Here is a 20,940-nt window from a genome sequence, read left to right as displayed (position 1 = left end):
ACGACAATCATCAAGTTAGGAAAGTCTATGCTAGTCATCGGAGAGATGAGTTTCATGGGTGGTACTTTGATTCTCAATCTCTCCCGTTCCTTTGTCTAATTCACATTAGACGTCAATTACTAATTACCAGCTTGCCAAATCGGAATTCCTGCTACCGTTGGAACAGCCAACATCTGACCATCTGGGCTAAATAATCCTGTACTAGCACCACTACTCACATCAAAACCACTAAGAGGCCATTCCTTGCGAATTTCGACATTAATAATACGTGAACCAGCTACCTGACCAGCAACCAAGTAGGTTTTAGCATCAGGACTGAGTGATAACTGGTCATCCGTTCTGTCTACCGAAGCCGAAACAGTACGCACAGTTCCACCCGTTTTCACGTCCCAAGTGCGGAGGTGAGCTTCATATATCGCGTCTTTTGACAGGCTGGTTAACGTTCGACCATCCGGGCTAAAGGCCATGCTCTGGGGAAGTAACTGATCTTTTTCTTTTAGGGTATGGAGGAGTTGACCTGTGTTAGGATTCCAAAGTTGAATCAAGCCTTGCCAGTGATAAGTTCCTCCCTTGAGGATAGATTGACTGGAACCGAGGCTGGCTAACACTTGGCTATCAGGGCTAAAACTCATCCCTCGTAAAGATTTGATATTACTCCTGAGTACAAAACGCTTTTCGCCGGTTGCTACATCCCATAGCTGAATCTGTGGATTTTCGGAACCAAAATATTTTCGGGCGCTACTGGCAATAAATTGTCCGTTTGGGCTAAATTCCAGGCTGGAAACAACGCTAGCCGGGAAATTTTCCCCAGAATCCTTAGGGGAGCGAAACTCTGCGCTATTGGTAACAATTGGTTTTTTCCAGATCGCTTCTCCGGTTTTGCTATTCCACAGACCAACTGCTATTGATTTATCAATTTGCGAGTAGACGATGCTGGCAACAAACTGTCCATCTGGGCTGATGGCAACATCTCCAAAGGAAGTGGTATCGTCGGCTTTGATAGAGGAGAGTAATTCCCCTTTCCTCACATCCCACAACTGAATGGCTTTACCCTGTTCACCATTACAGACGAGTAAAAGTCCATCAGAGCTAAACTTGGCATAGTTTGCGACAGTGGGCAACGTGTGAACTAGCTTGGAGTTTTCCCAAGATGGTTTAGCTTGAGCTACGGAAGGGGTTGGTGCTTGAGCGAAGAAGCCAGCCGATTGTGCCACAGATGTCCCCACAAGTGTAGCGATCGCGAGGACGGTCACTGTCAAGGCAGTTGTTTTCTTCATACTCAAGGCAAAAGTTGTAGTGATGAACTACTACTAATGACTCTCAATGAATGGTTCTGTTTCCCTTGGCTTGGTAACACTTCGTCCAAGATAGAGGCATGAATGGATGAGGCTTCGTTTGCGATCGCCTTCTTTTACAATGGCTTGTAAGCTGGGCGGTTTGCCTCGCTTCCTTTTGGGGATGAGGTTGCGATCGCGTGTGGTCAAATTCGTGCGCGTCTTGCCATGCGGGAACTCCGATTGGTGCTTATGATGTGCAAATTACAGCGTTAGCGAAGCTTTCCGAAGGATAATCGCTATGGCAAATAATCTAACGCTGGTGATACATAATACAAGAGAGTTTGGGCGGATTGAGAGGTTGCAGGTTGAGGATTGGGAAATTGAGGCGTAAGCGATCGCTTCAGGGTCTTCAAAATATAGTTTGTGACGGAGGATGGGACAAGGAGATCAATGGGATTCATGTAAAAGAATGAAGGATATATAGATATTTTTAAAACCAAAATCCTACAATATCAGGAAGTAAGTTGAGTAGATACACAACTTAAAGTATCTTTGTAATAAATACTCACTTGTGATAGCCGATAAGTAAATAAGTATTAATACCAAGGAGAAAGCGCCGTGACAGAGTTAAATAACCGAAACACAGAACTACTTGAGGAAGATATTTTAGATAAAGAAGATACTGATGAAAAAGAAGATACTGATGAAGAAGAATATGAGATCCGTAGTTTCCAGTACGATCCTGAAAAAATTAACATTGCTGCAAGGCAACCAACAATTGAGCAACTGCTTAGACGCATAGATGAGGAAGCGCTTGACTTAGCACCAGACTTTCAGCGACAAGCTAATATATGGAAGCGTGACGTTAAAAGTAGACTAATTGAATCCATCCTCATCCGAATTCCCTTACCAGCCTTCTATATAGATGCAACTGATGAAGATAACTGGTTAGTTGTAGATGGATTGCAAAGGTTATCTGTTTTAAAGCAATTTGTCATGGATAAAAAGCTTAATTTAACTGGACTAGAGTATCTTACCCAACTTGAAGGAAAATATTATGATGAATTAGAGCCTAGATACCGACGACGAATACTTGAGACCCAACCTACAGTGTATCTGATTGAAAAAGGTACACCTCCTGAAGTTAAATACAATATTTTTAAGCGTATCAATACAGGTGGTACACCTTTATCTAATCAAGAAATTAGACATGCACTAAATCCAGGGAATTCAACTGAATTCTTAAAAAAGCTTGCAATAAATCAAGAATTTAGGCAGGTAATTAATCTTAGCGAATCAAAAATAAAACGCATGGATGATCGTGAGTTTATTCTTGGTTTTTTGGCATTTAAAATAACCTCTTATAAAGAGTATCAAGATGGAAATAGAGATACCTTTTTAAGTGAAGCATTGTTTAAAGTTAATCATCTAAAAAGCGAAGAATTAAATAAGATTGAAACTGATTTCAAGAAAGCAATGATTGCAGCATCAGATATTTTCGGTAAAGATGCTTTTCGTAAACTCTCTAAAAAGTCTACAAGAAAACAGCCCCTTAACAAAGCCTTATTTGAATCTTGGTCAGTTACTATTAGCAATCTTACTGAGGATGAGATCAAAAATTTAAAAGACAGAAAACATGAATTGATTGATAAAATCATAGATTATACAGACAAAGATCAAGAATTCCTTAAATCTATTTCACAGGCAGCGAACAAAGTTGATTATCGATTTAAAACAGTTGAAAAAATAATCTTGGAAGTACTTTCATGATTCGCTCATTGCACTTAATAAACTTCAAGCCTTTTGCAAATCAGTTTCTTGAGTTTAGACCGCTAACCCTGCTTTCTGGCCTTAATAGCACTGGTAAATCTTCTGTACTTCAATCGCTACTGCTCCTGCGTCAATCTTATCAACAGGGCTTATTGCCAGAGAAAGGTTTAGCCTTGAATGGTGATTTGGTTTGTATTGGTACGGCTCAAGATGCCCTTTTCGAGGGAGCAGGCCAAGAAGATCCAATTGGGTTTGACATTGCTTGGGGCAATGGTGGAAAAGGTATATGGCGTTTCAATTATGACCTAGAAGTAGATGTATTAAATCTTACTTCAGAACCAATTCCCCAAGAAACTTATGAATCAAGTCTTTTTAGTAAGAATTTCCACTATCTTCAAGCAGAACGGATTGGACCCAGAACATTTTTTGAAATGTCAGATTTCCAAGTGCGTCAGCTTGAACAGCTGGGAATCAGAGGCGAATATACCGCACACTTCCTTTTTCTGAATGGGCGTAAAGAGATTCCCAGCAGTAACCTCAGCCATCCGGAAGTAAAATCAAAAGGTCAATCAGGCCAACTGGAAGCAAAATCACTGGATCTGATAGATCAAGTTGAAGCCTGGATGGGAGAAGTCAGCCCAGGTACACGTCTCAAAATTGATCCAAAACCAGATATCGATCTAATGAGTTTTCAATATTCCTATGGGGACAGCAATCCTTACCGTGCAACGAATGTTGGCTTTGGAATTACCTATACTTTACCAATTATTGTCGCGGTGCTTGCATCCCCTCCAGGTACACTGATTATAATTGAAAATCCAGAAGCCCATCTCCACCCCAAAGGGCAAGCCAAAATGGGTGAGTTATTAGCGCTTGCGGCTAGTTGTGGTGTTCAAGTTGTGATAGAAACTCATAGCGACCATGTTTTAAACGGCATTCGGCTTGCTGTTCATGGTGGAAAACTTAACCCCAAAGATGTTCAATTGCACTACTTTGAGCGTAAAGAAAAAGGTGGACAAGCTTACACAGAAGTAGTATCGCCACATATTGACCGCAATGGACGAATTGATAAATGGCCCGATGGATTCTTCGATCAATGGGATAAAAGTTTAGATGTTTTATTAGAACCAGCGGTTGAGTGAGATATGGCTCTAGAGATGGTATTAAATGAGCTGTCCCTGTGTGTTCCTGCTGCTAATATTTCTACGGCACGACAGCGGATGTCGGATTTTATTAGAACTGTAAGGGGAGTAAAAGCTCAGTGTGGGAGACAGGCGACTCTTCGCACTCAATACGATTTTTATACTACTACACTTGCATCAGACTATCCTCTGCGGCACTGGCTAAACGATTCGGAAGTAGATAGAGAGGAACAGAGATTTATCAAAACTCTTGCAACAAAAGCGCCATTTTCTAACGAGATTGCAAATCTTGAAATTCAAGATATCGAAAATAATCTTAGCAACTGTGAGTTTAGGCATCAGGGAGAGTTAGCAATTGGACTGGGTGTTGCCTATTTGCTTGATGCTCTTTCAGTAAGCTTTCTATTTGAGCCGCGATGGGATTGCAGCCGCTTAGATTTAACACTCACCCAATTTGAAAATGAGGAGTTAATCGAGGAACATCTGGAGATTATTCACGCCAGTCGCCAGCATCATGTACAGGAACACGCTGAGTGTATAAAGAAAAAGAATCGCAGGCACGCAGAAGAGCTTGATGGCTCAGATTTGTGGAATCGGAGAGACGAATTATTTCCTAGTTTGGAATTCTGCGAAAATGTTAGTCAGCAGATACAAAGCCTCAGCACAAGCAACCCAATGCTAAGACAGGTAGTGAAACGATTGTTTGAGCTTGAGGACTACTGTAAAAGTTGGACATCTGGCGCTTTTAATCGAGACAATCTTCCAAGCAAAGCTACGCCAGAGAGCGAAACAAGACTACAGCAATTCAGGCAGCAACTTACTTTTATATGTTCTGATGGAGAGAAGCGCATCTTCAGCTTGCATGTTCGTATGACGCCAGGAGCTTGGAGGCTTCATTTCTCTGTAGAATTAGGGCCAGGAAAGATAATCATTGGGTACATTGGCTCTAAAATCCAGTAATCCTAGCACTGGCAAGATTTTACGGTAAATGTTTTCAGCAGTGGGCGATCGCCTTCCCCAAATCCAGCAAACCGACTCGTAATTCTCAAAAGAAACGTTTGGATAGCAAAACCAGGCGAACAACTATTTCGCACGCAGCGCGATCGCACTTTCCCCACAATCCTACTTCGACTTTCGTTTCGACTTGGGCGGCGTTCGGTGTGAGCCAAAGTATTTTTCACTGCGGTAGCGAAGCCACACCCGTAACTGCTGCGGAATCTGGTCTTTTTGTTCTTTCGTCAGCGTGTTGTAAAGGGCTAAAGCGCGATCGCGTTCTCCCCGACAAGCAGCGTTATTATGAGCATCCCAGTAGCTACGGGCAACCCGAATCCGCCGACAAACTTCCTTAACTAGCGCTTCTCCCGTAAGAGGATTTTCCTGCTTTTCCATACTTCAATCAGAACGCCCTACCCTAAATCCTAACCCGTAGCATCAAGGCGATCGCTTCTTCTTCGATTTAGTGTTTGGAAGGATTGTGCGATCGCCTTCCTTTACAATTACTTGTAAGTTGAGGGGATGCCCCAATTGAGCGCATCTTCAATAATCCTTCTGCTGCTCATCCGCAAAACACCACAGCCATTGCTCTCCTAACTCCGCTGAACTGATTACAGTGTGTCCGGTTTCCTCATAGTGACGACGAGAATGCTGATGTTCTGAGGAGTCGCAGCACAACATCTTACCGCACGTCTGACAAATGCGAAGATGCACCCAGCGACCATTGATCCGCATACACTCTTCACAGCGAAACACCGGATAGTTGGCTTTATGGATTAGGTTTTGCAGAGTCACTTCATTGAGGTGTTGGCAGGACATAGGGTTTCCGAATCAATGTATGAGTTGGAGTCGCTCGTTGGATGCTTCCAATTCTAGAGCTTAAACGAGCGATCGCTTGCTTTCTGCACCCCTTGAAGATATCGCTGTGCGTTCGGTTGTCAAAGCTGAGTTGTTCTAGGGTGCGCTGCGGTGTAACAACCCAACTCGTCTACGGAGAACACCAATGATTTCCCGATTGCATCAACAGCCGATAATTTAGCCTAAAAATAGAAAATTCCTACATCGTCTTCTAGTTTCTGAATTAGAAACCGGGAACTGAGAGCTGAAACAGCCGAATAGACTCGAAGTTAAGTGAATCTTTCTGATTTGGAGCCTAACGATCATGCGATCGCCACTTCTTCTAAGTCTAATAATCGGTGTAGCCAGTAGTGTTCTAAGCGTCTCTATTCCTAACTCCCCGTTCCTGGCGGCTGAAACCACTACTCCGAATCAAAGGCTACTCAATCAACCTCGACAAGTCTCACCACAAGTTGCGCTGACACTCGAACGGACAGCCTGTTTTGGCTTTTGCCCCATTTATAAGCTCACTGTTTATGGCAATGGCAAGGTGGTTTACGAGGGCAAACGGTTTGTGAAAGTGACTGGCACCCGAACAACAACTATCAGTAAAACAGCAGCGAGAAAGCTCATTGCAGACTTTCAAAAGCTCAATTACTTCAAGCTTCAAGACAGCTATACAGGTGGACACACCGATGCACCTTCTGCCATCACCTCATTGACAATCGGCAAGAAACAAAAAACAGTACACCATTACCTTCCTTCACCTGATGCACCGACTCAACTAACAGAATTGGAAAATAAAATCGATACCGTAGTGAATTCTAAGCAGTGGATTGGAACAGATGCTGAACGCGCCCCACGGGGAACTACGAAGTAATTAAATTGGCATCCCGCGCAACTTGCTGGAGGCATCTCGCTCCTGTTCAATTGCTACAAAACTTTGCCCCCCTGATAGTCGCAATCAGGCAATTCAAGAATCCCTAAAATAGTCCTAAACAGACGGTGGCTGCGCTAGTATGATGCACAAGGAAGTTGCGTGTTAACTGAGGTAGAAGCCGAACGCAACAGAGCGATCGCAGCTAGAGTATAGGACAGCACAACAAGCAGAACGGTTAAGAACTGCGGGTCTCGATCCAGATACGTGCCAGATACGTGAAATTATCCCGCCAAGGGTTCGTTCATTTTGATTACCGAAGGTTTCCCGATGTCAAAATCTCCCTCGATTATCAATGCTGATAGGAGTCGCTCGGTTACTCCAGAACTTCTGAAAGGTTTGGAAGGTTTCCTTGCCTTTATCGATAACGGAACAGATATCGAGGCAGTTTTTGATATTGCTGCTGCCTTAGCCAACCATAAAGTTTCTGCTGCCGCGATTACCTATCTCAAGTCCCATCCTGAAATCGCTCAACTTTTTGAAGAACAATATATTGCACCGACTCCCAATTTAGAAGCGTTACTCAAGCTGCCTGAAGATTCGTTAGGCTTTGCCTATGCCTCTCATATGCGAGCAGCCAACCTCGATCCAGAGTTTTATCGCCAAGTCGAGCTTCAAGATGACACAAGCTATTTAGCACTGCGTATGCGACAAACTCATGATATTTGGCATACCGTTACAGGATTTGGCACCGATCCTGTTGGAGAGATTGGGCTGCAAGCATTTACGCTCGCGCAAAATCGCTCTCCCCTTGCAGTGATGTTGATTGCCGCAATCACCTTGAATACGATCAAGATGAACAGCGATTTAAACCCGCTTGTAAGTCTCATTCAGCAGAGCTACGATTTGGGGGATCGGGCAAAACCCTTTCTAGGGCAGAAGTGGGAAGAGGCTTGGGAAAAACCACTAGCAGACTGGAGAGCGGAGCTAAATGTCACTCCTTTTCGCCATGTTTGAGCAGAGCTAGCGGTTGTTTAATCTGCCACGTTTGAGCCTGGGATTCCAGCAAAGACTGATGGTAATTTGTCCACGTAGAGTGATGCCCGACACTCAAAAAAGTCGTCCCTTTCGCGTGTAAATTCAGAGTACACGCGAATCGGTGGCTGCGGCTATCAAGCGAGCGCGCTAGGTGAATCGCCACTGCTAATCCTTATCTTCTCCATCCTTCTCCTCTTGTCCATCCTTCTCCTCATCGTCATTTTGATCGGATGAGCCAGTGGTCTCTTGCCCCTCGTTATCGTCATCATCAGCCTGATTACCCTGGTTGGATTCTTTTTCCGATTCTTGTACAGGTTCGGAATTTTTAGCGGCTTCACCACAACCAATCAGAACGATATTCCCTGCGAACATCACAAGCAGACTCAAGCAAAAAGCACTAAAAGATTTAGTCCACAACGGTATCATTTGGGATTTGGGTTCTCCATCAATACTATTCATATCTTTTTAAACTTTAGCGAACTGCACTGCATTTAAACCAACGATTTGATTTGTCTATGGTCATCAATTGGGTTATGGCTGGACTTGTGCTTGCCAGCCTCCATTGAATTGGCTATTTCAATGCCCAGGTATTTTTGCACAAATGGGATGCTTCCGCCGATCGCCTTAAAATATCAGGTGGTTGATGGAAGTTCCAACAACTCCGGTTGTTCTTCGACAAGAGCCAAAGGTTGTTTAATCTGCCAGGTTTTATCCTGAGAGAGTTCCAGCAATGACTGATGGTAATTTGCCAACGTAGCCCGATGTCCCACACTTAAGAAAGTAGTCCCTTTCGCCTGCAAATGTTGATACAACCGCTCCTCGTTGTCCAAATCTAGGGCGCTGGTTGCTTCATCTAGGATGGCGTAGTTGGGTTTATTCAGCAGCAACCGGGCGAAGGTTAGCCGTTGTTGTTCGCCCAAAGAGAGGACATCTGCCCAATCCTCCTGGGCATCAAAGCCACCAAATCTTTCCTCTAAACCTGCTAAATTCACCTGTTCCAGCACTTGCTTTAAGTGTTCGTCATCAACCTCAAGGTGCGTGTTGGGATAGAGCAATTGATCGCGCAGAGTACCCAGCACCATGTAGGGACGTTGCGGCAAAAATAGGATCTGGTTCGATTCAGGACGAATAATCGTTCCTGTACCAGAATCCCACAAACCCGCGATCGCTCTCAGCAGGGAACTCTTACCACAACCACTTGGCCCCATCACCAAAAGTCCCTCTCCCGCAGCTAACTCTATCGACAAATCTTCTACTAATGTGCGTTGATAGTTGGGCGTTTGCAGGTTGAGATGTTCGACAGCGAGGCGTTCCGCTTCCACCGTTTGAATTTTAGGCTGTTCCTGATTCGATTCCGTCCGCTCTAAAAATTCTGCAAAGGTATAGAGACGGTTAATTCCAGCGCCAAACGTGGTTAATTGCTGGAAACGAGCAACGACAACATTCAGCGAGAAAAAGACTCTCACAAAAGCGCCTTGCGCCTCAGAAACTTTGCCTACCTCCATTTCTCCGGCAAAAATCGCCGGTGCAACCACTAAAGCAGGCAAGATAAACGGGATAAACTCATAAGCATTTGTGAGAACATTTAAGTTCAATTCCCAAACCAGCAGCCGTTTGACATTCTCAAATACATCGAAAAACCGCTGCTTAACTTGGTTTGACTCCCGTTCTTCACCTTGGTAAAAAGCGATCGCTTCTGCATTCTCCCGAATTCTCACCAGACCAAAACGGAGATTCGCTTCCTTCTTCAGTTGTTCAAAATTCAGTCGGACAAGCGGCTTCCCAAACACAACGGTCGTCACCAGGGTGCCAATCAAGGCATACAGCACTAGAAACAACACCAGAGGTTTAGAAATGCCCCAAAGTACGCTGCTGAAGGCGATTGTTGACAGCACCGACTCCACCAACCGCAGCAAAAAGGTAAGAGATTCCTGGGTAAAACTGCGAACATCTTCCGAGATTCGCTGATCTGGGTTATCGATTTCGGTGCCAGAGATATGCAGATTATAGTAAGAGCGATCGCGAAAGTAGCTATCCACGAATCGATGGGTTAGCCATTTCCGCCATTGTAAACTCAGGCGATCGCGCAAATAAGTATAGCCTGCTAAAAGGGGTGCATAAATTACCAACACGCCGACGAAAACGATCACAGTTTGCCAAAAGCGCGGCTCATCCTGGGCTGAGAGCGATGAAATCAGCACCCCTCGCTTGTTGTTGAGTACCACACTCAACCCCGTATACGCCAGCAAACATAGCACAACGCCCAGAAGTAACCCTCTCGCTTGCCATTTCTCATCCCCCGACCAGTAGGACTTAGCGATTGTCCAAAACTGCTGGAATACGTTGAAATTCAATCGATCCATCGGCTTGCTTCCCTTACAACTCGGTCTGCCGGGAGATAATAAGTAAAGGTGAATCAGAGCAAAATTTACTCAAATACTGGTACGACTCATCTCTGGGCAATTGTTAAATTATGCTACAAATTTCTAATACCGTAAGTATTCCAGAGTATGAGATTGAGATGAGTGCAGTGCGATCAACCACGTCAATACATTAATCAACAATCGTCACTTTGGTACCTAACTTTACCCAACCCTTCTCAATTAACTGCTGCAATGTGTTTGAGTCGAGATGGATGCAGCCACCTGAGTTAGCTTGACCAATATTCTCAGGATTGGGTGTACCATGAAGTGCGATTGAGAACCAGTAGGGCGTTCCCTGAAATGTACTCATCTTGGGACCCGTGATGCTTGTCGTTGAAGTGAGTCCGATATAGCCATTTCCATAGGCTCTGTCTGGGCTACCGTTCCCATCAAAGTCAAGATTATTCATGTTCTTGAATAGCTGAGCTAATCCTTGCCGAGGGCTAACTAAGTTGCGATACTGAGTAACCTTGACAAAACGCTTAACGTTATCTTGGGCAATCTGGTTGTACTGAGACTTTTTGTAGAGAATCAAGTCTACGCTCATCTCGCCTGTGGGAGTAACAAAGTCATTCATATTTTGTTTGTCTTTGAGTCCGCCCTTACCAATACCAATACTTGCCTTGTAAATTGGAACGCTTTGGTTATTGAGTACCTCTAAGCGCTTGTCTACTCGATGAATGAGCAGCGAGTAACGTTCTTCTTGAATGCTATTGAGTTTATCAGCATTATTTACGGATGGTGGCAAGGATTGTGGCTTGGCTTCAATTACGTTTTTTGGAGTTGAAACGACAGCATCAGATGATGTACAAGCGCATAGGGCTATTGGTAGTGCAACTAAGAGCCAGTTTGAGATGAGACGAGATGTTGTAAACACAACTAACCTAACTGGGGCTTGCTCAACTATTTCTCATCATATAAGGGAGATCCTCTAAATTGTTCTTCTACGCAGGACACGAGAATAAGCGATAGAGGATGCTGCGTTGTTGGCTCAAGTGGTTCAATACATTGGCGTATCTGCAACTTTGCTTGGTTAAAAGCTGTCAGCCACGAACTGAAAGTCCGAAAATACCAAGGCATTGGCTCCCACTCGTCCTCGCCAAAGCTCGTGAAGCGCTCGGTTCGCCAGCCCTCCTTGTAGGCGGTGTCGCCACAGGCACTCCACGGGTGAACCGTCTGCACAACGAGGTGTCCATTAGGCGCTAGAACTGTACCCAGTGCAGCCAGCAGGGGTACAATGGTTTCCCCTAACAGCGAGAAGTTACAGACTACGAGATCGTATGGTCCATCAAGTTGACTTGGATCGTTGACGATCTCATCATATGTGAGGGTGCGAAACCTACCCCCACCTGCTGCCTGAGCTTGTTGAACTAAAGCAGAACTCCCATCTACTCCAAAGGCTTCGATACCGCGTTCGTTTAAGGCGCGTACCAGCCAACCTTCACCGCATCCAACATCTAGCACGCGGCGAGGTTGCAGCGCCACCAAAACGTCCACAATGGCGGCATCAGTCACAACGCGGCGACTGGATATTAGTTGCTCGCGGACTGCTTTTGTCCAAGCACGAGCATTCGCATTCCAACTTAAATGCAAGCGGTATTCCAAATCAGATTGGGACATAAAAGCCTCCAGTTGTGCAAATTATACGTGCGCGATCGCCAATGGCATGAACAGTATGAAAGCACTCAAGCGTTGTCGAGGAAATACTTGCAGTACAAAGCGAACGTTTCTAGGCATAGTGAAAGAAAAACTCCGTGTTTGATATATTGCAGCTAGAGAGGGAGCTAGAGGCGAGGCTGCTACTTTATGCTGGAATCAGCACCAATAGAGCGAAACTGGGCAACAATTTCTGTGCAATGCTGCACTGTCTATAATCAAGCGAATCAATCATGCTGCAAATTTCTAACACCGTAAGTATTCCAGAGCATGAGATTGAGATGAGTGCGGTGCGATCGCAAGGGGCAGGGGGACAAAATGTAAATAAGGTGGCGACTGCCATTCACCTGCGCTTTGACATCATCGCTTCCTCACTACCTGAACGCTACAAAGAGCGGCTGTTGAAGCTTTCCGACCAACGCATCACTAAAGAAGGTGTCATTGTCATCAAAGCTCAAGAACACCGCAGCCAAGAGCAGAACCGAGAAGAGGCGTTGCAACGGCTGCAAGATTTGATTAAGAGTGCGATCGCACTCCCCAAACCCCGTAAACCCAGCAAACCGACTCGGAGTTCTCAAAGAAAGCGTCTGGATAGCAAGACTAAGCGATCGCAACTTAAAACGATGCGAGGAAAGGTTACAGATGAATGAGATCTCTTGCCACTTAACTATCCTGCCTGACCAATCATCTATGCCACAATCTAACCTACATCTTTTGTGCAATCCGAGCTTTCACTCAGTTGGCATTTATGAAGGTAGAAAATCATAATTAGCGATTGGTACGAGATCCAGAGAAATTTGTTTAAAGAAGTTATTCGTGAATATATTCTGGAAAATCGTGCTAGATCCCCCAGACCTATTACACATGATTATCTTCCTGTCAATGCGTAAGTCCTGTTCCCGTCAATCAAAATCTCTGCAACTTCTGTATTGACGAGTTTGTGGAAGAAACCTAGCGGTCGTCCTTCTTACCGCCTATCCAGTATCATAGCCAGAGCATTAATTCCGGCTTTCTGCGTCTGTCCAGCGTGGACAGTAGCAGTTTTGAGCAGCGGCACGACAAACAAGTCCCTAGGGGAGGCTGGCGAAAATAATGCAGCAGTTGTTCGTGGGGAAGCAAGGGAGCAGGGGAGCGGGAAAGAAAACTGCCTTTGAAGTCACTCAGTAACTGCTGCAAAACTTCTGCCAGCCTCCCCTAGTGTTCTGCCATGGACTTTTGTAAGAAGATGCTTATGAAAAGATAGAGGAAGTAGTAATACTTGCAGCAATCCGATCTAGGCGCACATCAGACTCAAACACCATCTCCTCTGGTTTGTAGAGCATTTTAATCTTATTCCCATCAGCTTCTAGTGCTGTGGAAAACTTGATTGCTCGTTGATCAGGAATGGTAAAAAGCCGATCTTTTCCCTTCGATAACTCTCTAATAAACTCCTCAATTCCTTTTTTGCGATTAGACCGACGTTGATAAAACGATTCAAGTCGCCGCCAAAGTTTAGGAAAGATAGGTGGTAAATCTGAGAGATCAGGAGGTACATCAACTTGGAAACCCTCCGTTGAGCGATCGGCTAACCAAAGTCCTATATTTGCTGCTCGCGCCTCCTGTGTTGCCGTCACCATCTCATCGCGCAACTCTTTATAGAGGGTTTCATAGAACATCGGATAGACATGCCCTTCTCGGAGAAGCTTATAGTTGACGCTTTCACGCAACAAGTCGGCTTTTAGTTCATCCCCTCTTCCAGCATTGTCCCAATTAGGTGGATTGCCGGTAAAGACGAAGCAAACAGGTCGTCCATTCCCATCGGCATGGCTAGAAAGGATATATCCCGGCAATCCGGACTTTTTGCCCCCAAGTAACTCAATATTACGTTCGGTAGCGTCTGAGGAAAATGGTTTAATCGCCGCTTTCTCAAGAGCATCTATGCCTTCGTACCGAAGCTGCACTTGACCACCGCTCTTGAATTCGATTCGCCCCTCTAACTTGTCAAACAATACATCATCATCATTGTTTGCCTTAAACCGAACTGAATCTCCATCGGGATCTCCACTAGTTGGCTCAAAAGTACCTTGAATAAGCACAAACGGCATAATTTCCTCCTTGTTGTTAAAGAGTTCAGTAGATCACTACAGCCTATAGGAGGGGCAATCAGGATAGATGAAAAATAGAGCCACCAAACCTTGAACTTTATTAGGGAGATTTGAGCAAAATCATTTCTTGGCAGCATAATTCTCTTCTATATGGTCAATGCGGCTGGATTTAGGAATTACACTTACATTCTCCTGATGCAACAACCAGACGATAGCGAAGCGCAGATCGCAACTGAAGACGATGCGAGGCAACGTCGCGGATGAGTGAGAGTGCTGGATTGAATCTTTAATGCCAATTGCGATCGGCTTCTGGCTGCAATCGTTTAGCTGCGTCAATAACATCTTGCAGTTCTACTGGATCGCTCCAGGGGTCAGCATCCAGTGTCGTGACCCGATTGAATTCCTTCTGCCAGCGTCGTAGCTCTGCAATGTATGGTTCGCAAGGCACCCGCTTCAGATTATCCCCTTCTTCCACCAAATCGTAAATCCCGTTGTGCAGCCACTTTCCGGTATGCCAATCCGGCATATCAACAGCAGGGAATAAACAAATGCCATGCAGATCCATCCCAGAATTAACCGCTGCTAGAGACTCTTCCACTACGTCTTTTAGCCACTCATCTCTGCCTGCTTCCATGCCACTGGTTTCGCCAACGATCATCGGTCTGCGATAGCGTTCCCACACCCACCGCATTAGCTCACAAAGCGGTTTGATGCGATCGTCGTGGGGTTCTAGCGCCTGATGGGGGCCATGTTCCCGGTATTCCATTTGACCGAAGGAATAGTGATTTGCCCCAACGATATCAAGAATTTCCGGGGAACCGCCGAGTTCAGGGTGTTCTTTCCCGTAGAGAATATCCCACGCCAAAAAGGTATCCACATAGGTTTCGTGGTGTGCTGCCTCGATCTGATCCGGGCGATCGCGCGGTGCTACCACTTGAACCAACGGATCGATGTGGATCATCCTTGAGGCGGGTTCCACCTCCCGAATCGCTTTCACTCCTGCGATCGCTGCCTTACACAAGGCTAATCGAAAGCGAAAACGGTCTTCTTTTGTGTTTTTATAGGGAGCCACCCAACCCCACTCGCCGCCGCAGAACGAGAAAAAGGTAATTTCATTAATTGGCGTGAAAAAATAGGGGCCACGCAAGCGGGGAATCACATACTCCGCTGCTGTGCGACAGTAATTAGCATAGCGCTCGGTAAACTCATCGCTAAAGGGATCGAGATCGTCTGGATACCCGTAGTGGCACAGATCCCAGATGGGAAGAATCTGCGTCTCCTGCATCGCTTCAATCATGGGGTCAAGGCTAGAGAAGTCGTAGCAGCCACCGCGATCGACTAACGGCCAAGGAATCGCTTCGCGTGCCACATCAATCCCCAGCGATCGCAATATGTTGTAGTCTTCCTGCGCGTGGCGATCGTGCTGTGTTTCTGCAATTAGATTTCGCCGTCCCTTGTCCTTCCAGAGAAACGTCGAACACTCAAAGCCAGAAATGAAGAAGGTGGGGAAAATTCCAGGTCGTTGAGCCATGCGTTTGCTCTGTAAGTTTACTCGTCATGGTAGGCACTCTTGCTCATTTGAGACACTATCCAACGCGAGATAAATCCGTTGAGTTCCTTGGAGAAGTGTTTACAGCATTTCTAAGGAAACAGGTTTAGTGGGTGCTGGAAAGGCAGCATTTAAGGAAGCCAATTCATCAGCATTCAATTTCAAATTCAGGGCAGCATAATTCTGCTCTACATGGTCAATGCGACTGGATTTGGGAATTACAATTACATTGTCTTGATGCAACAGCCAGGCGATCGCTACTTGAGCCGCAGTGACTCCTCGTTCTTGAGCGATCGCCTTGAGTGTTTGATGGTTCAGCAAACGCCCTTGCTCAATTGGAGAATACGCCATGATAGGGATACCTTGTTGCCGACACCAGGGCAGTAAATTCCACTCAATTCCCCGTCGCATCAGGTTGTAGAGGACTTGATTGGTAGCAATTCCTTTCCCATCCTTCAACCCAATGGCTTCTTCCATATCCTCGACATCAAAATTACTCACCCCATAGGTGCGAATTTTGCCGGATTGTTGAAGCGTCGCCAATGCTTCCAGCGTCTCTGCCAGTGGCACAGAACCGCGCCAGTGCAGCAGGTAAAGGTCAAGATAGTCAGTTTTCAACCGCTGGAGACTTCTTTCACAAGCAGCAATTGTCCCTCGTTTCGAGGCGTTATGAGGGTAGACCTTGCTGACGAGAAAGACTTCCGCCCGACGAGAAGCGATCGCTTCTGCGATTACTTCCTCTGCACCGCCTTCGCCATACATTTCGGCAGTGTCAATCAAAGATAAACCCAAATCGAGTCCGTGACGTAAGGCATCAATTTCGCTTTGGCGATTCCTGGCATTCTCCCCCATCTGCCAGGTGCCCATACCAAGAATCGGAATTAATTGTCCAGAAGGTAGTTTAAGGGTTCGCATAGCAGTTTCCATCTATTCAAGCTATTGCCCTTGAGCGCTTTTTGGCTGACGCATGGGCATGGCATCAATTGTAGAGAAAAGCGCTGTTGTGGGAAACGCAATGAGCTTGTAGTTCTGCTTGCACTTGTTCTCATCGCAATGCGGCGATCGCCTTCTCTATCAACTGCTGGCAAGCTTCTAGTTGAGTCACATCAGTGGGAATTGCGATCGCCGTTATAGTGAAATACCGAAGATCAGAGCCGCGATCGCCTTTGACCAGCTATTTCTGGAGTGCCTGTTGAAAGGTCTTGATGGCATCAACGTGATTCACCATATTGATGCAACGTAACAACAAATCCAGATCGATCCCTTTCATTTCCTTACTACTGGAAATTTTTTCGTAGTCCAGAGTGTTGCCCTCTCCCCGCAGGTGATAAATCTCTAGCACTCCGTCTTCCCAGAACCACACTTCAGGAATCTTCAGGCGCTTGTATACCTCTAGTTTGTTAATGCCGCCACTGGTAAACACCACTTCGATCGCCAGATCGGGACGCACTCGACCAGGGGTAAGTTTATAGAACCCATTTGACATCTCAACAAAAGACTTTCAGCCTCTTGTTGAGATGTCAAATGGGTTCTATAGGCATGGCAAAGCTTATCTCTGTACTACCCTCTTGTGCTGGGATGCTGTTTAGGCGATCGCTTCCTGACCCCTTGAAAATGACCTACAAGCATTTGACCTTGGTGTTCCTGCCTACCCCTTCCCGTGGCTCTCGTAGGTTGCTAGAACAGAATCCGGAAACTTCAAGAGCGTCTCCCCTCTATCAGGTTTCTGCGATGCGATCTCTTATAGCAGCAACGCTTCGCGATCGCTTTCAGCCTCTACTCATCCCTACTCAATCTTCCAATTAGGCGTTAAACCCGAAGTAACTTGGCTATACATTTGCAAGACCGATGCAGAAATACGTCCTGAGAGTTTTGCGATCGCCCATAGCGCTCTTGTAAAATCATTTTCAATTGTTGAGAATTCGCCCAGGAAAAAGTTTATGGCAGATATGTCCGGTCAAGACCCCTCAGAAATCATAATGGCAACGGTTGATGAAGAACGAAAAGGCACAACTTTCAGCGGTCAGGTCATCCTTGGTATACATCCTGAGGGTGGGCAAGTCGTTTTATTTAGCGACTTTTTAATTGAAGATTATAAAGGCGAACTTACCGCAAATCTTGCAACAGATGGCGATATAACGAAAAGCATTGATTTGGGCGAACTCGATCATAAAAACCCCAGTTTTTGGCTGCCAATTCCGCCGGGAACGGATACATCACCCTACAATACAGTCGTGTTGAGCGACAAAAAAAGCAAGAAAAAAATCCTGACGATCAATCTATAAAATTTGTAACTTAGCTCGTAGTTCAGCCAAATTCGATTGCCCTCTTGTATAGAACCCATTTGAGAGCTATTCCTGAAACTAAAAGCCTTGCAGCTAGCTGGTTTTATCCCTGTTCTTGCAAAAAACAGTCGAGTTTAAGCAGGCTCTATCATTGATCGCAAAGTAACGGCTTACTTCAAAGCCTTGCACCCCAGCAAAAGATGTCAAATGGGTTCTATAGGATTCATCCGCCTCTCGCTTGACGGCTCCAGCTTCACTTTCTAGGATCATGGAGCCAGTTGGGGTGAAGTCAAACCCTGCTATAAGCAGGTAAAGCTCCACCAATGCACCGATCCTCTTCTTAACTGTTTCGTGGGGTTCCCCTGGCATCCGTCGAATCTCCAGTACTCCATCCAGGAAGGAAAGCCGATATCCTGGACGGTCTAACAATTGCTCGACTGCTTTGAACTCTCTCCAGGTCAATCCCTCAAACAGGAGGGGTTCTTCCTTTTGGGGTATTGCTATCGTTGCCGTGGTCATAACAGTCTCTGGTCTGTTTCCAGATTAGGAGTGATGGGGTTTGGATGGCGATCGCTCATGTCCATTGTCCGCTCTGTAGCGTGGCATTAGTAGCATTTGGGGTGATCCTGGTGCTGTAATGTAGACAAGTTGTTGAGCCATTAACTGCCATAAGACTCATTCGCTTTTGAGTCACCCAACCAAGGAATGCAGCACTCCACAGCACTCGCCAGAGTAGGCAGATGCTCAATGATAAGCCTTACTTGCAGAATAACGTGAGTTTAGATGGCTTGCTATGGGTAAACAGTGCTACAACGAATAAAGCTAGATTGAGGTAGCAAGAATGTATTCCCAGTCAGACAAGGACGGCTTCTTTAATGCTCTGGATTCTCTCAAAAAGTATCGAAGAGCACAATTGCTCGATGAGGAAGGCAACGAGTTGATAGAGGAACTATACACAGACTTGTTACTTAATGATCAAATACTAAAGACTTGTTTAAAAAACAACACTACATTCTTGATTGGAAGAAAGGGAACCGGAAAATCAACAATTTTTCTTCGACTGCAACAAGAGATTCGTAAGAAGGATAATATGATTTCTTGTTACATAGATACAAAATACATTTTTGAATCTTCTAAGGCTGAATATGTTGAAGCGGGGAATATAAGTAATTTAATATCTAGTGATACATTACAAAGATACCTATTAGAAAGAAACTTTATTAAAAATATATTATCGGACTTAAGAAAAGAGATAGACAAGAAATCTTATGGTCTCCTTGAAAGGATTAAAAGGCTATTTGGAACAGACAGGTCGAGCATTGTAAAAGAAAAGCTGCAAGAGCTTTATAACAGTATAGAAATAACGAACAGCTTAGGAGCATTGAGATTCCTTTGATTCAACAGTTCTCTACCCGTACTAAAACGACAGATGAAGCATCAGATTCGACTAGTATTCAGAACACAAGTAAAATCTCCGGGAACTTGACCCCGAAAGATATGGGTTTAAATGCGGAGCAAAATAGAGTTGGAAGTATAAACAATGCACAGAAAGATGCAACTGAGGTTGAGAAACAATTTCCTGAAATATTCTTAAAAGTTTTCCAAGTTAAAGAGCTAGTAAACAAGCTGAAAGAGATACTCTCTCTCCTTGAGATACAGCACTTGGTTATACTACTTGATGATTTTTCAGAGATTGACGATCAATCAATGAAAGTATTTGTTGATGTAGTTCTTGCTCCTTTAAATAATTGGTCAGATGAATTCATCAAGTTTGAGGTAGCAGCTTATCCCAACAGAGTTTACTATGGCAGAATTGATACTGGAAAAATCGATATCATAGATCTTGATTTCTATAACCTCTATTCTGAGATTGATAGAAGCACAATGGAAGAGAGAGCTATAGATTTCACGAAACGTCTCCTTGATAGAAGAATTGACTATTTTACAGGTCAGCCTACCAGTCTTTTCTTCGATACTAAAAAGGAATCGATGGAGAATTACTATGAATTGTTATTTCAAATTTCAATGAATGTACCAAGAATAGTTGGCTACATTCTATACTTTGCATCTGAAAGAACTATTGCTTCTGGGATTCCAATTAATAAAGCGGCTCTTGAAGCTGCATCGGCTAGATATTTTGAGAGGCACATTACTTCTTTCTTTGAAATAACGACTTACTCTATGATGTCGTTTGATGAAAAGGTATCAATCCTTCAATTAAGGGAGCTTTTAGACAAGTTTGTTGAAAGTTTGGCAAGTATTAAGAAAAGAATTGTAACGGGTGATTTGACTGGACGGGAGTACAGAGAGAAATTTAATCCTTACACAAGCCATTTCCATCTTAGTCCAACATACGAGAAATTTTTGAAAACCTTGGAGCTTAACTTTTTTATCAGTAAGTACAATGAAATGAGTAATCGAGATGGTGCAAAACAATCCATTTATTGTTTAAATTATGGTCTTTGCGTAATATCAAACTTAAGGTGGGGTAAACCAAAAGGCACTGAATTTAGAAAATATTTTATTGCCCGACCGTTTGATTTTAATGGGCTAGTTGATGATTTCTTGAAGAGTTCAAAACGTATAGTTTGTACCAATTCAACCTGTAATGAGAACTGGGCGCTTGATCAATTACCTAATTTAGAATTTACTAAGATGAAATGTCCAGAGTGCTATAGTCCTGTAGAAATAATTTCTACATCTGAGCGTCTTAAAGCTGAAATCAAGAAAATCGATGATAGTAAGCTTTTGCCTCCTATAGATTTCAGCTTATTACATGAGTTAAATAAATCTGGTAAATCCTTACGACCGAAAGAAGTTGCTGAAGAATTAGATTGCTCATACCAATTAATAGCTTGGAAAGCTAAAAAATTGGATGAAGAGAAAGAATTGATAATTAGAGTGAAAATAGAAAATGGAAAAACAGTATATGAGCTTACTGAGAAAGCTAAGGATGATTATTTCACCTGAAATTAGCTCAAGGCATAGCGATAAATGGTGTAGTGGCGT

At 44.4% G+C, this 20,940-nt stretch carries 21 protein-coding genes and 2 pseudogenes; 11 read left to right on the top strand and 12 right to left on the bottom strand.

What is annotated here, in order from left to right; translation table 11 throughout:
• Window positions 1-119: 119 nt before the first annotated feature.
• Window positions 120-1,277: a hypothetical protein gene (locus NC996_RS23270; protein ID WP_190689352.1), complete on the bottom strand. Its 1,158-nt coding sequence runs from the start codon at window positions 1,275-1,277 to the stop codon at window positions 120-122.
• A 618-nt stretch (window positions 1,278-1,895) separates the two neighbouring features.
• On the opposite strand from NC996_RS23270, the gene NC996_RS23265 reads away from it, so the two are divergent.
• Genes NC996_RS23265 through NC996_RS23255 form a run of 3 tightly spaced genes read left to right on the top strand, consistent with a single transcriptional unit; the run spans window position 1,896 to window position 5,149 of the window.
• On the top strand, window positions 1,896-3,047 hold the full coding sequence (locus NC996_RS23265) for a DUF262 domain-containing protein (RefSeq protein WP_190689349.1): 1,152 nt from the start codon (window positions 1,896-1,898) through the stop codon (window positions 3,045-3,047).
• Complete coding sequence (locus tag NC996_RS23260; protein ID WP_190689346.1) at window positions 3,044-4,189, top strand: DUF3696 domain-containing protein; 1,146 nt, start codon at window positions 3,044-3,046, stop codon at window positions 4,187-4,189. Before NC996_RS23265 ends, NC996_RS23260 begins: the two co-directional genes overlap by 4 nt.
• 3 nt (window positions 4,190-4,192) lie before the next feature.
• Window positions 4,193-5,149 (top strand): hypothetical protein, encoded by a 957-nt coding sequence (locus NC996_RS23255; protein ID WP_190689343.1) that lies wholly within the window; start codon window positions 4,193-4,195, stop codon window positions 5,147-5,149.
• A gap of 162 nt (window positions 5,150-5,311) precedes the next feature.
• On the opposite strand, the gene NC996_RS23250 is transcribed toward NC996_RS23255, so the two are convergent.
• Complete coding sequence (locus NC996_RS23250; protein WP_190689341.1) at window positions 5,312-5,578, bottom strand: Precorrin-3B methylase; 267 nt, start codon at window positions 5,576-5,578, stop codon at window positions 5,312-5,314.
• 147 nt (window positions 5,579-5,725) lie between these two features.
• A complete protein-coding gene (locus tag NC996_RS23245; protein ID WP_190689337.1) occupies window positions 5,726-6,001 on the bottom strand; it encodes a UBP-type zinc finger domain-containing protein in 276 nt (91 codons plus the stop codon).
• 343 nt (window positions 6,002-6,344) lie between these two features.
• Between NC996_RS23245 and NC996_RS23240 the strand changes: the two genes are divergently transcribed.
• Both NC996_RS23240 and NC996_RS23235 read left to right on the top strand, forming a co-directional pair.
• Window positions 6,345-6,899, top strand: a complete 555-nt coding sequence (locus tag NC996_RS23240; protein ID WP_190412476.1) for a DUF6438 domain-containing protein — start codon at window positions 6,345-6,347, stop codon at window positions 6,897-6,899.
• Between the two features lie 327 nt (window positions 6,900-7,226).
• Window positions 7,227-7,913: a Coq4 family protein gene (locus NC996_RS23235; RefSeq protein ID WP_190667836.1), complete on the top strand. Its 687-nt coding sequence runs from the start codon at window positions 7,227-7,229 to the stop codon at window positions 7,911-7,913.
• A 186-nt stretch (window positions 7,914-8,099) separates the two neighbouring features.
• Here the strand turns inward: NC996_RS23235 and NC996_RS23230 are convergent, their stop codons facing one another.
• The 4 genes from NC996_RS23230 to NC996_RS23215 form a co-directional block, all read right to left on the bottom strand.
• On the bottom strand, window positions 8,100-8,393 hold the full coding sequence (locus NC996_RS23230) for a hypothetical protein (protein WP_190689334.1): 294 nt from the start codon (window positions 8,391-8,393) through the stop codon (window positions 8,100-8,102).
• Window positions 8,394-8,566: 173 nt separating this feature from the next.
• Window positions 8,567-10,297, bottom strand: coding sequence for an ABC transporter ATP-binding protein/permease (locus tag NC996_RS23225; RefSeq protein WP_190689331.1), 1,731 nt, complete (start codon window positions 10,295-10,297; stop codon window positions 8,567-8,569).
• Window positions 10,298-10,487: 190 nt separating this feature from the next.
• Complete coding sequence (locus NC996_RS23220; protein WP_190689328.1) at window positions 10,488-11,105, bottom strand: L,D-transpeptidase; 618 nt, start codon at window positions 11,103-11,105, stop codon at window positions 10,488-10,490.
• A 155-nt stretch (window positions 11,106-11,260) separates the two neighbouring features.
• Window positions 11,261-11,977, bottom strand: coding sequence for a class I SAM-dependent methyltransferase (locus NC996_RS23215; protein ID WP_190689325.1), 717 nt, complete (start codon window positions 11,975-11,977; stop codon window positions 11,261-11,263).
• A gap of 269 nt (window positions 11,978-12,246) precedes the next feature.
• Here NC996_RS23215 and arfB point away from each other — a divergent pair, with 269 nt between their 5' ends.
• Complete coding sequence (arfB, locus tag NC996_RS23210) at window positions 12,247-12,663, top strand: alternative ribosome rescue aminoacyl-tRNA hydrolase ArfB (protein ID WP_190673057.1); 417 nt, start codon at window positions 12,247-12,249, stop codon at window positions 12,661-12,663.
• A 579-nt stretch (window positions 12,664-13,242) separates the two neighbouring features.
• Here the strand turns inward: arfB and NC996_RS23205 are convergent.
• The 3 genes from NC996_RS23205 to NC996_RS23195 form a co-directional block, all read right to left on the bottom strand.
• On the bottom strand, window positions 13,243-14,097 hold the full coding sequence (locus NC996_RS23205; protein ID WP_190689322.1) for a thermonuclease family protein: 855 nt from the start codon (window positions 14,095-14,097) through the stop codon (window positions 13,243-13,245).
• Window positions 14,098-14,383: 286 nt separating this feature from the next.
• Window positions 14,384-15,628: a family 1 glycosylhydrolase gene (locus NC996_RS23200; RefSeq protein WP_190689318.1), complete on the bottom strand. Its 1,245-nt coding sequence runs from the start codon at window positions 15,626-15,628 to the stop codon at window positions 14,384-14,386.
• A gap of 99 nt (window positions 15,629-15,727) precedes the next feature.
• Window positions 15,728-16,561 (bottom strand): aldo/keto reductase, encoded by an 834-nt coding sequence (locus tag NC996_RS23195; RefSeq protein ID WP_199303319.1) that lies wholly within the window; start codon window positions 16,559-16,561, stop codon window positions 15,728-15,730.
• A 30-nt stretch (window positions 16,562-16,591) separates the two neighbouring features.
• Between NC996_RS23195 and NC996_RS23190 the strand changes: the two genes are divergently transcribed.
• Window positions 16,592-16,780 carry a hypothetical protein gene (locus NC996_RS23190; protein WP_190412461.1) on the top strand — a complete coding sequence of 63 codons (189 nt, stop codon included), beginning with the start codon at window positions 16,592-16,594 and terminating at the stop codon, window positions 16,778-16,780.
• A 40-nt stretch (window positions 16,781-16,820) separates the two neighbouring features.
• Here the strand turns inward: NC996_RS23190 and NC996_RS23185 are convergent.
• A pseudogene (locus NC996_RS23185) lies at window positions 16,821-17,117 on the bottom strand (Uma2 family endonuclease); the annotation flags it as partial.
• Between the two features lie 68 nt (window positions 17,118-17,185).
• On the opposite strand from NC996_RS23185, the gene NC996_RS23180 reads away from it, so the two are divergent.
• Together NC996_RS23180 and NC996_RS23175 are read left to right on the top strand one after the other, a co-directional pair.
• Window positions 17,186-17,452, top strand: a complete 267-nt coding sequence (locus NC996_RS23180; protein WP_190689312.1) for a hypothetical protein — start codon at window positions 17,186-17,188, stop codon at window positions 17,450-17,452.
• Window positions 17,453-17,586: 134 nt separating this feature from the next.
• Window positions 17,587-17,931 (top strand): hypothetical protein, encoded by a 345-nt coding sequence (locus NC996_RS23175; protein WP_190412460.1) that lies wholly within the window; start codon window positions 17,587-17,589, stop codon window positions 17,929-17,931.
• 213 nt (window positions 17,932-18,144) lie between these two features.
• Here the strand turns inward: NC996_RS23175 and NC996_RS23170 are convergent.
• A pseudogene (locus NC996_RS23170) lies at window positions 18,145-18,450 on the bottom strand (Uma2 family endonuclease); the annotation flags it as partial.
• Window positions 18,451-18,772: 322 nt separating this feature from the next.
• On the opposite strand from NC996_RS23170, the gene NC996_RS23165 reads away from it, so the two are divergent.
• Window positions 18,773-19,327: a hypothetical protein gene (locus NC996_RS23165; protein WP_190689309.1), complete on the top strand. Its 555-nt coding sequence runs from the start codon at window positions 18,773-18,775 to the stop codon at window positions 19,325-19,327.
• The gene (locus NC996_RS23160; protein WP_190689306.1) at window positions 19,324-20,901 is read left to right on the top strand and encodes a MarR family transcriptional regulator; all 1,578 of its coding nucleotides are present in this window, start codon (window positions 19,324-19,326) and stop codon (window positions 20,899-20,901) included. Before NC996_RS23165 ends, NC996_RS23160 begins: the two co-directional genes overlap by 4 nt.
• Window positions 20,902-20,940 lie beyond the last annotated feature (39 nt).

This window comes from Trichocoleus sp. ST-U2 (assembly GCF_039961875.1).
Taxonomy (GTDB): Bacteria; Cyanobacteriota; Cyanobacteriia; order Cyanobacteriales; family FACHB-T130; genus FACHB-T130.
This window is presented reverse-complemented; position numbering and strand designations above follow the sequence as displayed.